Raw genomic sequence first — 13,835 nt, forward strand, 5'->3', positions numbered from 1 at the left:
TCTTTAAACTACCTTGCGCAAGGCCTGAAAAAAAGCTTCCTCTCTTTTGGCCAAATCCAGTAATTGGTCCGCCACCTTGTTATAGGCATCTGTCTGTACACTACGATTTTTATACACGCGGGAGGCTTCCAGGGCAAAATCACGCCATTGATCTCCAATTTCGGTCATTTCCTTTGAAAAATCCTTGAGCTTTTCGTTTCTCAGCACTTTACCGGCTTCCTGCAGAAATGCAGCATAAATATATCGAAATCCTCCACCACCCGTACCGATTTCCTCTTGCATACGTACAATTTGACCTAGATAATGATTGGCTTTCTTGGTTCCCAATTTTTGAGGCCATTTACGAATGTTTTTGGCTACCCAGCGCATGGCCCTTACCCCTACAATGGGCACCGGAGCGGTCATATCCCTACAGGTATGTTTTATCCCCTTTACGATCGCCTTTTCCAGATTAAGGGTTTTTGGGAAGGTGATAGGGTAGTACATATGTCCTTTGGGTGCAAAGGCCCCTTTGGCAAACCGGACCTTTTCCAGTTCTTTGTCCGTTAATGTGGTCACGTCCTCCATTACGGGATCGCTGATGAGGTAAGTATCCCCTTGCTTTCCATATACTACCATATTATGTGCATTAAAGTGAAAGCGATACTCCTCAGGGAAATAGGGGAGTTGAAACACCCCTACCTGAAGCCCTACTGGATTGTTGTTTGCCAAATTTGCATCCAATCTTGCCTGGGCGTCCTCCGTTTTTTTGAATTTTTCCCTTTTCACTTTTATGCCCACACGTTTGGCAAACCGGTTAAAAATAAGTCCGGGCATTACCCTATAGGTGAAAACCGGAGCATAATTGACCTTTAAGAAAGGAAGATAGCTGAAGAGAAGTCCTGATCCTATTCCGAATACCATGGGCTCGCTCACCTCAAATCCGTTGTGCCGCATGAGGTTGGATACCACCCCGTTTTCACAATGGGCGGATTGTTTATGTGTAAAATCTATTTGCATTTTTCAAGAGTGTATATGCACTAGTTCTTCAATGGTAATGTTAAAGACATCGGCATATTTTTGTAGTGTTCCAGGGCTTAATCTTTTAAAGACCGAGGGTTTAAAATGTCGTTTTACGCGCCATTTCCAAAGCCCTACATAACTCGCTAGGATACCCAAGTCCATTTTATGGAGCTCCATGTAATATACAATGGGACTGGCTTCATTGGCAAGTACACTTTGCTTTGCGGCTTCCACGCGTTCCTCAATTTCCCTTAATGCATTTTCCAGGGCAATGGTCTTGGGATCCCAGCCAGTGCTTAGTGCAGTGATGTATTCGCCGTTTTCATCTACGGCATAGCACATTTCCCTGAGATTGGCGGATTCAAGTATGCTTTTGTGCTGAGGCACTTCGCCCTTTTTCATTGGACTTCGTGGATTAGAAAATTCAGGGTACAATCTACGATTAAATCGTCTTTTCTAAAAATGGAGCCTGTAATGGTACAGATACTTAGCTCTTCCGTATCGTAGCGGGAAATTAATTTTGCTTTTGTTACCAAAGTCTCGTTGACCGTTGGCAGTTGAAAGATTTCAACTTTTTTTATGGCGCTGATGTATCCTATGACTTTGTTGCCCTTTCCCTCCAAGTCATCCGTTTCAAAATAGCTCTGTCCTACAATAGCCGAACAGGCCTGGGCTGCATTTTCAATGAGTCCTGTTTCCGAAAGCCTGCCCTTGTCCACAAAAATGCAGTTCTCGGTTATATGGAATTCGGTCACTACCGACTCGGCATCAAGATAGGGCATGGTATTTACCATGAGCATAGGCTCCCTATGCGGAAGGAATTTTTTAATATCGATATGTAAGCGTGCATTCTTCACCTATTGGCCAATACGGTTTTCATTTTACCGGTTGCTATTAGGGCTCCCTCACATTCAATCTGTGACTCTACTAAGGTAACTCCCATAATGTCATGAAGGATATGGACCGTTGTTCTAAGTTCCTGTCCTAGGCACGGAAGCGAATCGATTTCCACCTTGGCAATGGCACCGATATACCCCATTGGGGCATCTTGGCTTTTTAAAAAATAATGGTATCCGGTATGTAAGGCCACAGTTTGTGCCATGTTTTCGATAAGTCCGGGTTCTTTGAACATTTCGTTACTCGTAAATAGATTTTCCTTCGTTATGTTAAATCCAGATACTATTTTTTCAGGGGAAAAGTAAAATAATTTATCCACCATTACAAAAGGATGTTTCTGGGGAATTAGCCCGAGCAGGAAGTCTTGATCGGTTATGGGGTCTTTGAGAAGGTTCATTTAACTCACGGTCAAATAAGCGTAGGTATAGGAAAAGCGTGCACTTTCCGGGACGTGTAGCAATATTTTATCCCCTTTCTTAAGTTTTCCCGATTGTACCAATTCCTCTAACATCATATAGATAGACGCCGCCCCCACGTTGCCTACATTTTCGAGATTAAGAAACCATTTGTTCAAAGGCATCTCTATCCCTTGACGCTTCATTTCATTGTACAGTCCATCCTTAAAATAGTAAGATGAAATATGAGGCAAATAATAATCCACATCATCTGGCCCAATACCGTATTTTTCGTAGGTCAATTTTAGACTGTTTACGCCTTTCTCCAAAATATATTCTCCCAACAATCGGGTATCTTGCTTTACAGCGAATACCGATTTTTTGCTCCATTCACTGGCGTGAAACTCGGTCCAAGGTCTTAGGTGCCCATTTTCTTCTTTATCACCTCCGGCGTACATACAGGCCTCAAGCTCAAAAGCATAGGAATAGCCCTCCATCCATTCAATTTTTAGCGGTATTTTGCCTTTAGGGTCGGGTTCCAACAAAACTGCTCCAGAGCCATCGGATAACATCCAACGCAAAAATTCTTTGTTAAAGGACAACATGGGGTTTTCCTTCAATTCCTTCAAATGTTCTATTTCATCCTCGTAAACCTCAGACTTCAACCAAGTAGAACTTCGTTCTGAGCCTGCACAGACTGCTCTTTCTATTTGTCCGGCCTTAACTGAAAGATACCCGTATTTCAATGCATTCATTCCTGAGCAACAAGCACCGGAGACGGAGTTGATCTCCATATTGCCATTCTTTAGAAAACCATGGACCATAGCGGCATGGGATGGTAATATTTGATCAGGGCTGGAGGTGCCACAAGACAGCAATTGGATGTCCTGAATCGCGAAATCGTCATCGCACAAGCGTTCAATGGCTTCTTTGGTCAACTGGGCATTATTATGAGTGACCTTACCATTGTCGTCTAAGGCGTAATACCGTGTTTTTATCTTGTTGTTGCGTAATACTATTCGTCTGGCCTTTGAAGTCTTACCGTCTAAAATCCCTAGCTTTTCCTCCATTCCGTCATTATCCACCGGATCATTCGGTAAAAACTTGGCTATTCGTGTTATATAAACGTCCTTCATCTATTTTCCTTTAGCGCTACCGAGGAATAATAGGCTTTATCTTCTTTCCTCCTCTGGTACCGGGGCAAATAAGTGAGCAAAAATACAATAAAAACTATTGGTGCTATGACCCAGATCGCAAATAACAAATAATAATTGAATATTCTAATCCATTTAAGTCGAGCTGGTTCTCCAGGCCCTCCTTTTTTGATAATGTGGTTGGCCCATTTGGAGAACAGTACATTGCCTCTCTTGTCTGTAAGTACGAGGTATGGGTTTATGTGAACCGCACCCAGCTTTAGAAGATTTTCTTGCAAATTTGAAAAGTCCTCAACAAGAAGGGCCTCTTTGATAGGTGCCCCAAATTTGCTAGCTTCCTTGATGTCTTTATCAGAAATCCCTGGTTTTGGGAAAATACCCAGATACCTGTCTTTTTTTCCGGATAGCATCCAATGTGAAATGGTTATGACGCTTATATGATTGATGTGGCGATCCACGAGTGCAATATGCCCCACAAGTTTGGCCTCTGCTTGGGCCAGGAGTCTTTTCATCTTTTCCTGTGCTTGTATCCACATATTCCTACAGGCAACAACGGTCATTACCGGTCTATCCCTTAAAAGCGATTTCCCAATATCGGATATTAAAAAAGAATTGATAGGAATGGAAGGGGTCAGGTACCATACCTGATAGCCTAAAATGACCAAATCATATTTTTTCCTTAGAATTTCTTTTTCAGGGGGGTGAAACCTAGAGGGTATCTGTAAAAAGGATTCTGGGAAGCAATCGAAAAATTTTTCCTTATCCCATGGAAATTTATAGGGTTCCTCTGGTATGATTCTATAATAGGAAACAGCAATGTTCTCCTGTTTTAAGGGGGAGACCATATTTTCCAGAATATCCAACAATTGCCCGGTTTGGGAATAATAGACGACCAGTACTTCCTTCATGTATTTTCTTTTCTTTTCCAAAAGTCAAAATAATTGAACCATTGTAAAGGATATTTCCTTAAAATCCATTCTACGCTTTTGGTGTATTCTTTCAATAAGCCTTGGGCATCCCTGTTTTTTACCTCTGCTTTTCTTGCAAAAAGGTGATAATGCTTGGCCGTCTCCTTCATAACGTATACGAACAAAACGGGAACCTTAAGTCGAGAACCCAATAGGAACGGACCGGCGGGAAATTCGGCCTTCTCGTCCAAAAGTGTCTCCACCAAAGTCTTTTGTCCTATAAAATAGCGGTCACCTGTAAAACAGACCAACTCTCCGTTGTCCAAGGCTACATTAATTTCAAAAATATGCGAAAGGTCGTCCCGAACAACTATAAATTTGATTTTTGATTTTGAGGTAACACTTTCAAGATATTCCTTTATATGCTCATGCTCGGCATCCGTGGTCACCAAATTGATCTGGGAATGTGTATCTATATCCTCAAAAAAGAATTCGGCTATCTCGAAATTTCCAACATGGGCACTGATCAGAATACCGCCCTCGCCGCTGGCTAGTAGGTTTTTAATGTTCTCGATACCGTCAAATTCATAGGTAAACCTATCCCGAAGACCCGATCCTATTGCCGTCTTATCTATCAAGGTCCGGCCAAAGGAATAGTAGCTCTTATATATTCCAAAAAAACTTTTTAGATGTGAATATCCCAGTCTTTGGTTGAGATAGTAATAGATTGCTTTTGTGTTTTTCCAGGAAAAAAGACAGAAATATGGAATAACAAAATACAGTAGGAAATACGAGGCGCGGATTCCTAAACTTTTAATGAAAAAGATAAAAATTTTATAGCCTAGGACGGTACCTCTGGATTTTCCTTCCCATTCCGCTGCCATGGATAAGTTTTGAGAACCATCAGTCCAATTTCCGTTCGATGAGATCGTAGAAATCCTGAAGTGTTATTATGTTAACGAAATCCTCTCCGACCAGTTTAACGCCAAAGTTGCTTTCTACTGCCACCACCAAATCCACAAAGTCCAGGCTATCCAGTTCCAAGGTCTCCTTAAGATTGGCCTCCGGTGCAATATCCTCTTCCTCTACCTCAAATTCGTCTATAAGGAAGTCATCGATTTTTCCAATAATAACCTCTTTAGTCATTTTCAATAGCATTTTTTAACAATCAATGCGGAATTGGTACCACCAAAACCGAATGAATTGGACAAAAATACGTCAATTTTTTTATTTAAGGTTTTCTTAACGATGTTTAATTTGGAAGAATCCTCATCGGTTTCCTGCAGATTAATATTGGGGGCAATAAAGGAATGTTTCATCATAAGTGTAGCGTATATCACCTCACTTGCACCTGCCATCCAGCACTCATGGCCTGTCATGGATTTTGTAGAGCTTACATATGGGTACTCCGCTCCGAAAACTTCAAATAATGCCTTGGCCTCATTGGCATCGCCAACAGGGGTTGAGGTTGCGTGGGCATTTATATAATCCACGGCCGAGGCATCCATATTGGCATCCTTCAGGGCTTTTTTCATAGCTGAGGAAGGCCCATCCACGTTGGGAGTTGAAATATGCGCTCCATTTGAGGAAAAACCATAGCCCACAACTTCGCCAAGAATGGGAGCACCTCGTTCCTGGGCGGATTCATAGCTTTCCAATACAAGTGTGGCCGCCCCGCCACTGGGAACCAATCCGTCCCTACTTTTGTCAAAGGGGCGAGAGGCTTTTTCGGGATTTTTTGTATTTACGGCAAACACCCCAAGCCCGTCAAAACTGGCCATGGCCAAATGATTAATTTCCTGTGCACCACCACAAATAATACAATCCTGAAGCCCGCTCTTGATTAATTGATACGCCATACCAATGGAATGTGACCCACTGGCACAGGCAGCGCTGAGCGTAAGGTTAATACCTTTTAGTTTAAGAATAGTGGAAAGGTTCATGGTTACCGTGGAGTTCATCGCCTTAAAAATAGCTCCCGAACCTACTAGGGTGGTATCTTTTTTTTCACGGATGATATCTATGGATTCAATTACCGATTTTGCGGTACTGTCATTGCCGTAAATAATACCCACCTCGTTGGTATCCATATATTCCAAGGGGATATTGGCATTTTTCAAAGCCTCTATAGTGGCTACATAAGCATAGGCTGCTTCTTCGCCCATACTAACACGTTGTCTTCTGGAAAGCTGACTCTTGAGGTTTGGTAATTCTACATACCCCGTTAAAGGGGACCTATAGCCAAAAGCTTCCCTTTGTTCGTCATAAACAATCCCGGATTTTCCTTCGTATAATGAGGTCTTTACTTCATCCAAGTTCTTGCCTATGCAGGAATAAATACCCATACCCGTGATTACCACTCGTTGCATCGCCAATAAATATTTTAAGAATAAATACCGCCATTAATGCCAATTACCTCACCGGTAATATAAGATGCCTTTTTAGAAATCAAAAACGAAACAAGATGAGCTACTTCTTCCGCTTCCCCAAATCGATTGACGGGAATCATTTTTTTCAATTCCTTTTCATCCATCTCGTTTGTCATATCCGTTTTGATAAATCCTGGCGCTATTGCATTTACAGTAACGTTTCTTTTGGCTACTTCTTGTGCAAGGGCCTTAGTGGCAGAAATAAGTCCTCCTTTTGCTGCGGAATAGTTGACCTGGCCTGAAGTTCCTTTGAGTCCTGAAACGGAAACCATATTAATAATTCTACCATATCTGTTGACCAGGAGCTTTTGAATCAAATGGTTGGTTACATTAAAAAATCCTTTAAGGCTTGTGTTCAGCACGGAGGACCAATCCTCGGGTTTCATCCACATGAAGAGTCCATCTTTGGTAATGCCGGCATTGTTAACGATTACTTCAATAATGGCTTCCTTGTTGTTTTCCTGCCAAGTATCCAAGGTGGCTTTTACGGCATCGGCATCCACTACATTGAATGGTAGAAGTTCGCCAGTACTCCCAACTTCCTTTACTTGAGCCAAGGTTTCCTGGGCGGCCTCAACGTTGCTATTATAATTGATCAGTATATGGTAATCGGCATCTTTGGCCAATTGAATGCAAATGGCGCGGCCTATTCCCCTAGAACCCCCTGTTACAAGAGCGCACTTTTTAGTTTCTCCCATTCACGGTAAATATAAATTACTTGCTGGTATCAACAAAAAGTTCGGCATTTTTGTACCATTTGTTGCCCAGAAGTTTTCCATCCTTATCCAAATAGCCCCATCCTTTTTTGGTCTTTACCCGGGAAACACCACCAATGAAACCCTTATCTTCCCCACTCTGAAAAAAAGCAAGACCCACGGAGATATCATAATCCATAGGAATTATCAAATTTCCAGAAGTATCTATAAATCCCCAGTCTTTATCTTTTACAGGTGCCAGGCCATCATTGGAGAAAACTTCGGCATCCCTATATTGAAAATCGATTACCGTCTCACCTTTTTCGTTAATATAGCCCCATTTTTTACTTTGGGCCGCAGGAGCCAAACCATTTTTAAAGGCTCTGGCCTTATCAAACTTTGGTTCTATTACCCATTCCCCTTGATTGTTAACATACCCCAATTTTTTGTTCTTTCGGGCATAAGTATAATTGGATCCATCATGAAAATTCCAGATTCTGTCCACACCGGGAATCACTTTTAGTTGACCGTTTACCACAATTCCGAAATCATCACCTTTTCTGCCCCAAACTCCGCTAGGATGATTAAATCCCAACTCCTTGTATTCGATAGGAATAATAAGCTCTCCTTTTTGGTCTATCATTCCCCAAAGATCACCGTTCCGAACTTTGGCCCCGCCATGATGGAAATTTTTTATTTCGTCGAACTTCGGTTCCAAAATAAACTTTCCATCTGTTCCTAATAGACCAACTTTATCATCCCTTTTAATTATTGCGACCCCGTCATTGAAATCATAGTACTTTTCGGCTGCGGGGACATTAAGCGGATTTCCTGATCCATCTATATAGCCCCAAGCATCATTTGTATAGACCATGGCACGACCTGAGTTGAATTTTTTCGCTTTATCGTATTTTGGTTCAATGGCCCATTCCCCAGAGGTATTGATGTACCCCCAATTGCCATCCTTTTCCGCCATGGCATATGAACCCGAAAAACTCTTGGCTTTTTCAAACTTTGGTTGGATTACGTAGGCCCCTGACTTGTCTATATAACCAAACTTACCGTCTTCCCGGACCAAAGCCAGTTCTTGTGCCGACAAATTTACCATCCCCAAGAACATACCAAGGACTAGTGTCAATGTAATTTTCATAACTCTTTTTGTTTTCATGATGCTAACTGTTTTTATGGTTAGTGATAAAATCCTTTACTTGATTTACATAGGGGTACATTACCAAATCTTCCTGGAATGGCGGGACTATGGCGCGTATGGCATCGTACATTTTCTTTGTCTTAGAAGAGACTTGGCCCTGCACCTTTAAATATTCAATGGCCTGTACTACGGTTATGAGCTCGATGGCAATGACCTCAAAGGCATTTTCAATGACTTTCTTGGTAATCATTGCGGCATTGGTGCCCATACTTACAATATCTTGGTTATCATTATTATTAGGGATGCTGTGCACGTACATGGGGTTTGAAAGCATCTGGTTCTCCGCCGTAGTGCTGGTTGCAGTAAATTGCACACCTTGCATCCCAAAATTCAATCCTAATTTTCCGAGATTCACAAATGGAGGAAGTATGTCATTTAGCTTTGAATTCATTAAATAGTTTAATTGTCGCTCGGCCAGCATACTCATTTTGGTAACCACAATTTTTAGTTTGTCCATTTCCAAGGAAACGTAATCCCCGTGAAAATTCCCCCCGTGATAAACATGCTCTTTTTCCACGTTTACTATGGGATTATCATTTGCCGAATTCACCTCTTCGATCATAATCCGTTCCACATCGTTCAACGTATCCAGGACTGGACCCAATATTTGGGGAACGCATCGTAGTGAGTAGTATTCTTGTACTTTTTCCTCAAAGATGGTAATCCCATTGTTATCCGTATATAAATGATGTTCCCTTTTTCTCGTCAGTGTGCTATCCTTCAAATGGCTGCGCATAGCACGGGCTATTTCACGTTGGCCCTGATGTTTCTTGGTCTCATTCAAGTCATGGGACAAGTGATCGTCATAAGCTTGTACTATTTCATTTATGGCAGAGGAGCAGGCAATCATCCATTCCAATAACCTCCGAGTATAAATGGTATTTACGACACCAATACCCGTCATAACGGACGTACCGTTTATCAAGGCCAATCCTTCCCGTATTTCTACCGATATAGGCTGTAGTCCTTCAATTTCAAATACTTCTTGAGTAGATCTTAAGCCCCCATTATAATATACTTCCCCTTCCCCGATCAGTACCAATGCCAGATGTGCCAATTGTACCAAGTCACCACTTGCCCCTACGCCACCGTGCTCATATATTAAGGGAACAATATCTTTGTTGATCAAGGAGATCATTAGCTCTATGACGGACGTATGCACTCCGGAATTTCCTAAGCTCAACGTATTGAGCCTTGCCAACATAGCGGCCTTTACATACTTCGCCGGAATCGGATTCCCGGTACCGGAGGCGTGGCTTCGAATGAGATTATATTGCAGTTGGGTCCGCTCGGAATCCTTGATCTTGTACTGAGCCATTGGGCCAAATCCTGTATTTACGCCATATATGATTTTATTTTTTGAAAACTCCTTGAGAAAATCAAAGCTTTTTTGAACAGTGGCGAGAACAGTTTGGTCCATACTAATTGACTCCCCATTAAAGATTACGCTATAAAATTCCTCTATTCCTAACTTTCCCTTAATTTTCGGCATCTATGGTTGGATCAGACTTGATTAATGGCTATATACTAAATAAAAATAGTTAATTTGGTTTGCAAATTTATAATAATTAGCGAATCTATATTTTATTCGAGCTATGAAGAAGGAAATGGTAGATGTTTTGATTATTGGAGCGGGACCATCGGGTAGTGTTGCAGCCTCTTATCTCAACGGTAAAGGATTTACCATTAAAGTAGTTGAAAAGAACAAATTTCCAAGATTTGTTATCGGGGAAAGCCTATTGCCCCGATGTATGGACCATTTTAAGGAGACCGACCTCTTCGACTGTCTGGATACCTATGGATTTGAAATTAAGTCGGGAGCTCGCTTTATGAAGGGGCCGGAGGTGTGCAATTTTGATTTCAGTAAAAAGCATACCCAAGGATGGGATTGGACTTGGCAGGTGCCTCGCGCCGATTTTGACAAGGCTATGACCGATACCCTTCAGGAAAGAGGTGTTGATATCTGTTTTCAGCAAGAAGTTGTAGCCGTTGATTTCAATGATATGGGATCTACAACTACCCTTAAGGATGCACAAGGCGGACTATCCTACATAACTGCAAAATTCATTATTGATGCCAGTGGTTTTGGTCGGGTGTTGCCCAGATTGTTGAATTTGGACAAACCCTCCGAGATACCCAAGCATTCCTCAATTTTCACCCATGTAAAAGATGTAAGACGCCCAGAAGGAAAGGAAGGTACTTTAATTACGTTCGATGTAGTGAGTACCGAAACTTGGTTGTGGGTCATCCCTTTCTCCAATGGATATACCAGTATTGGTTATGTAGGACCGACGGATTATATAAATTCCTTTGAAGGGGATGCTACGCAGAAGTTGATGGAAATGATGAAGCTTTCGGATTATTACTATGATCGTTTCAAGAATTTGGAGTATGCGTTTGAGCCAAAAATAATAAGGAATTTCTCCAAGTCGGTTAAACAATTATACGGCAAAGGCTATGCCCTTACTGGGAACAGTGCAGAGTTTTTGGACCCGGTTTTTTCGTCGGGGGTCACTTTTGCCACGGAATCGGCCCTATTGGCGGCCAAACTTATTGCAAAAGAACTGAAAGGTCAGGATGTAGATTGGGAAACGGATTATTCCAATTACATCCGAAAAGGCGTCGCCGTGTTTACTACCTATGTAAAGGAATGGTATACCGGCAGCTTGCAAAAGATTTTCTTTCATAAACCTGAAAACCCTGATATAAAAAGACAAATCTGTGCAGTCCTTGCCGGATACGTCTGGGACCAGACCAATCCTTTTGTGAAAAATCACCATCGGCTGGTAAAGGCTGTAGCCCATATAACAGATCTTGAAAAGGAGATGCGTTTGTCCGAAAAGTAGTTGCCGGATTTTGTTTGGCCTTTTTTTCTTTAAAAGGCCTTCTTCAAAATTAGTTTTGCAAAGGATTTTCCCGTCTTGGCATAGCCTTCCCCAATGCGGTCCTCATTATTAAAACTGCTCCCCCATTGATTGCCGGGTGCATGCTTGCTGTTTACTTCTGCGAGAATACGACCTTTGTTCGCCGTTTCTACAAAGCGCAAGACCGTAGAAACTTTAGCGGGTTGTTTCATTACGCCGGCATCCCATCCTGGGTATACCCATACCGTATCCACGATAAGCGTGTACTTGGCATCTGCAAGATCTTGATCAAAATAGATACCATGGTCTTTATGAAAATACCGGTTCATCAATTCCAGAAATTTTGGAGCATAAATAAGCTCCCGGCTGGCGTACCAACTTTTTTCCCATGATTTGCCCTTGCCCCTAGTGTCTTCCTCCAATTTGGCGGTGTGGTTTTTTACATACTCATCGTTAGTGAGATTGTCTTTAAGGAGTTTTACATTATCATATATGAACTCTACATTAATTTCAGTTTGCTCTTTAAGGAACTCGAAGTCGCCCTCAATTATTTTCATTTTTTGGGCGGAAAGAACGGTAACACATAGCGAGATAAAAAATGGTAGGTACTTTTTCATGATTTCGGATTGGGTTGTTTATTTATCTCTATCTAAACTCAAAAGTACCCGGTAAATTGTGTAGTTGTATTGAGAAATCTTCTAAATATGTCTCTATGTAACAGGTTAGAATTAGAGGTGGTTACTTATGTCTTAATGGTCCAAATGGGAGTGCAGTATAGTTATATATTATTCCCTTTTTGTAAATGCCGGGTCACATTTCTTCAAATACGGCCTTTTTAGTTTTTTGGCTAAAATGCTTGATTTATTGAATTATTCTCTTTTTTCGCTATTTATATTGATTATATATTAATAAATATGGCTTTTACTGATGAATATCATTTTTTGTAGTATTTCCCTCCCATATTTTTACGCCTATTTAATCGCAAAATCGTGTAACCGCTAAATATTCGATCGTATGAAAAATTCTAAGTTAGTAGGCTTCTTGGTATTGGTCATATCAAGTTTACTATTTATTCAATGTACCAGTGACCCAATTCCCGGACCACCTGGAGCCGATGGAATTGACGGAGTTGATGGAATGGATGGTCAGGACGGAATTGACGGAACGGCTTCCTGTATAAGCTGCCATTCCAATGCCGCCCGCGATATAGTTGAAAGTTCCTTTGCTCTATCGGCGCATGGAGCCGGTGGCGTATTTAGTTTCACCGGTGCAAGGATAGATTGTGCCTCGTGCCACTCTACAAAAGGGCATTTAGATTTCTTGGCCTTTGGTGAGGTAGATTCCGTCAGTTTGTCAAATACTTCTCCGATTACCTGTGCTACATGTCATGATAAGCATGCGACTTTCGATTTCGAAAACGATGGGGAGGATTTTGCCTTGAGAAGTATAGATCCGGTGACCTTAGTAATTGATGAAACCACCGTTGTGGACTTTGGTGGTACAAGTAATAACTGTGCTACATGCCACCAACCGAGAAACAGTTATGTAATTCCCGCGGAAAATGGAACAGGCCAATATGTAGTGGCAACCACACGTTTTGGGCCGCACCATGGACCACAAACCACAATGTTGGAAGGTATAATGGGAGCCAATATACCCGGTTCTGAGGGCTATCCCGGTGTTGCCTCGGCGGCACATAGAACAGGTGCATCCTGCGTAAGCTGTCATATGGGAGAATCTACAGATGTAAATGAGGGCTTGCATTCATGGAATCCAACGGAAGCTGTCTGTATTGCGTGCCATACCAATGGAGTACCAGAGGAAATGGCCGGATTTACCGAAGGTATGGCTACCTTAAAACAGTTGTTGACCGAAGTTGTCGGGGAGGAATATGCGGTAGATGCGGAGGGCAACCCTGTTTTTGATGTCGATGGCAATCCGGTAGGTACAGGTGTACCGGTTACCGGGCTCATAGTGGATGCTCCTTCACCCAATAGGTCCAATGAGGGCATTTTTACAACTGCACAGGCACAGGCCGCATGGAACTATATGACCTTATTGGAAGATCAAAGTAATGGGATTCATAATCCTGGTTATTCCAGGGCATTGTTGACCAATTCAATTGAAGCATTACAGAACTGATTTCGGATCTTTTTCCAAAAAGTTCCAAGCAGGTCATATGGTACTGCCATAGTATCGACAGGAATTTACAGTTTCATCAAGCTGTTGCTATATCCAAAGGATGACTAAAGTGCTTTGAAATTGGAGCAAGTGATGATCT

General features: G+C 41.9%; 15 protein-coding genes. 2 read left to right on the forward strand and 13 right to left on the reverse strand.

What is annotated here, in order from left to right:
• Positions 1 to 3 precede the first annotated feature (3 nt).
• The 12 genes from ACP2AF_RS07090 to ACP2AF_RS07145 are packed head-to-tail and all read right to left on the reverse strand — an operon-like array spanning position 4 to position 10,182.
• Positions 4 to 999, reverse strand: a complete 996-nt coding sequence (locus tag ACP2AF_RS07090; protein ID WP_425235539.1) for a BtrH N-terminal domain-containing protein — start codon at positions 997 to 999, stop codon at positions 4 to 6.
• A gap of 3 nt (positions 1,000 to 1,002) precedes the next feature.
• Positions 1,003 to 1,404, reverse strand: coding sequence for a hypothetical protein (locus ACP2AF_RS07095; RefSeq protein ID WP_425235540.1), 402 nt, complete (start codon positions 1,402 to 1,404; stop codon positions 1,003 to 1,005).
• Complete coding sequence (locus ACP2AF_RS07100) at positions 1,401 to 1,859, reverse strand: ABC transporter permease (protein ID WP_425235541.1); 459 nt, start codon at positions 1,857 to 1,859, stop codon at positions 1,401 to 1,403. The genes ACP2AF_RS07095 and ACP2AF_RS07100 overlap by 4 nt, the downstream gene beginning before the upstream one ends.
• The gene (locus ACP2AF_RS07105; RefSeq protein WP_425235542.1) at positions 1,856 to 2,296 is read right to left on the reverse strand and encodes a hypothetical protein; all 441 of its coding nucleotides are present in this window, start codon (positions 2,294 to 2,296) and stop codon (positions 1,856 to 1,858) included. Before ACP2AF_RS07105 ends, ACP2AF_RS07100 begins: the two co-directional genes overlap by 4 nt.
• A complete protein-coding gene (locus ACP2AF_RS07110) occupies positions 2,297 to 3,430 on the reverse strand; it encodes a beta-ketoacyl-ACP synthase III (RefSeq protein WP_425235543.1) in 1,134 nt (377 codons plus the stop codon).
• Positions 3,427 to 4,356 carry a dialkylrecorsinol condensing enzyme DarA gene (locus tag ACP2AF_RS07115; RefSeq protein WP_425235544.1) on the reverse strand — a complete coding sequence of 310 codons (930 nt, stop codon included), beginning with the start codon at positions 4,354 to 4,356 and terminating at the stop codon, positions 3,427 to 3,429. The genes ACP2AF_RS07110 and ACP2AF_RS07115 overlap by 4 nt, the downstream gene beginning before the upstream one ends.
• A complete protein-coding gene (locus ACP2AF_RS07120) occupies positions 4,353 to 5,240 on the reverse strand; it encodes a lipid A biosynthesis acyltransferase (RefSeq protein WP_425235545.1) in 888 nt (295 codons plus the stop codon). Before ACP2AF_RS07120 ends, ACP2AF_RS07115 begins: the two co-directional genes overlap by 4 nt.
• A 19-nt stretch (positions 5,241 to 5,259) precedes the next feature.
• On the reverse strand, positions 5,260 to 5,502 hold the full coding sequence (locus ACP2AF_RS07125; RefSeq protein WP_120710815.1) for a phosphopantetheine-binding protein: 243 nt from the start codon (positions 5,500 to 5,502) through the stop codon (positions 5,260 to 5,262).
• A gap of 2 nt (positions 5,503 to 5,504) precedes the next feature.
• Positions 5,505 to 6,725, reverse strand: coding sequence for a beta-ketoacyl-[acyl-carrier-protein] synthase family protein (locus tag ACP2AF_RS07130; RefSeq protein ID WP_425235546.1), 1,221 nt, complete (start codon positions 6,723 to 6,725; stop codon positions 5,505 to 5,507).
• A gap of 14 nt (positions 6,726 to 6,739) precedes the next feature.
• Complete coding sequence (gene fabG, locus ACP2AF_RS07135) at positions 6,740 to 7,483, reverse strand: 3-oxoacyl-ACP reductase FabG (RefSeq protein WP_425235547.1); 744 nt, start codon at positions 7,481 to 7,483, stop codon at positions 6,740 to 6,742.
• A gap of 16 nt (positions 7,484 to 7,499) precedes the next feature.
• Complete coding sequence (locus ACP2AF_RS07140; protein ID WP_425235548.1) at positions 7,500 to 8,648, reverse strand: WG repeat-containing protein; 1,149 nt, start codon at positions 8,646 to 8,648, stop codon at positions 7,500 to 7,502.
• 4 nt (positions 8,649 to 8,652) lie between these two features.
• Positions 8,653 to 10,182 (reverse strand): HAL/PAL/TAL family ammonia-lyase, encoded by a 1,530-nt coding sequence (locus ACP2AF_RS07145; RefSeq protein ID WP_425235549.1) that lies wholly within the window; start codon positions 10,180 to 10,182, stop codon positions 8,653 to 8,655.
• A gap of 103 nt (positions 10,183 to 10,285) precedes the next feature.
• Here ACP2AF_RS07145 and ACP2AF_RS07150 point away from each other — a divergent pair, with 103 nt between their 5' ends.
• Positions 10,286 to 11,536: an NAD(P)/FAD-dependent oxidoreductase gene (locus ACP2AF_RS07150; protein ID WP_425235550.1), complete on the forward strand. Its 1,251-nt coding sequence runs from the start codon at positions 10,286 to 10,288 to the stop codon at positions 11,534 to 11,536.
• 29 nt (positions 11,537 to 11,565) lie between these two features.
• Here the strand turns inward: ACP2AF_RS07150 and ACP2AF_RS07155 are convergent, their stop codons facing one another.
• A complete protein-coding gene (locus ACP2AF_RS07155) occupies positions 11,566 to 12,171 on the reverse strand; it encodes a hypothetical protein (RefSeq protein ID WP_425235551.1) in 606 nt (201 codons plus the stop codon).
• Between the two features lie 397 nt (positions 12,172 to 12,568).
• On the opposite strand from ACP2AF_RS07155, the gene ACP2AF_RS07160 reads away from it, so the two are divergent.
• Positions 12,569 to 13,696: a hypothetical protein gene (locus ACP2AF_RS07160; protein WP_425235552.1), complete on the forward strand. Its 1,128-nt coding sequence runs from the start codon at positions 12,569 to 12,571 to the stop codon at positions 13,694 to 13,696.
• Positions 13,697 to 13,835: the final 139 nt, after the last annotated feature.

The sequence above is a fragment of the Ulvibacterium sp. genome (genome assembly GCF_965248315.1).
GTDB lineage: Bacteria > Bacteroidota > Bacteroidia > Flavobacteriales > Flavobacteriaceae > Ulvibacterium.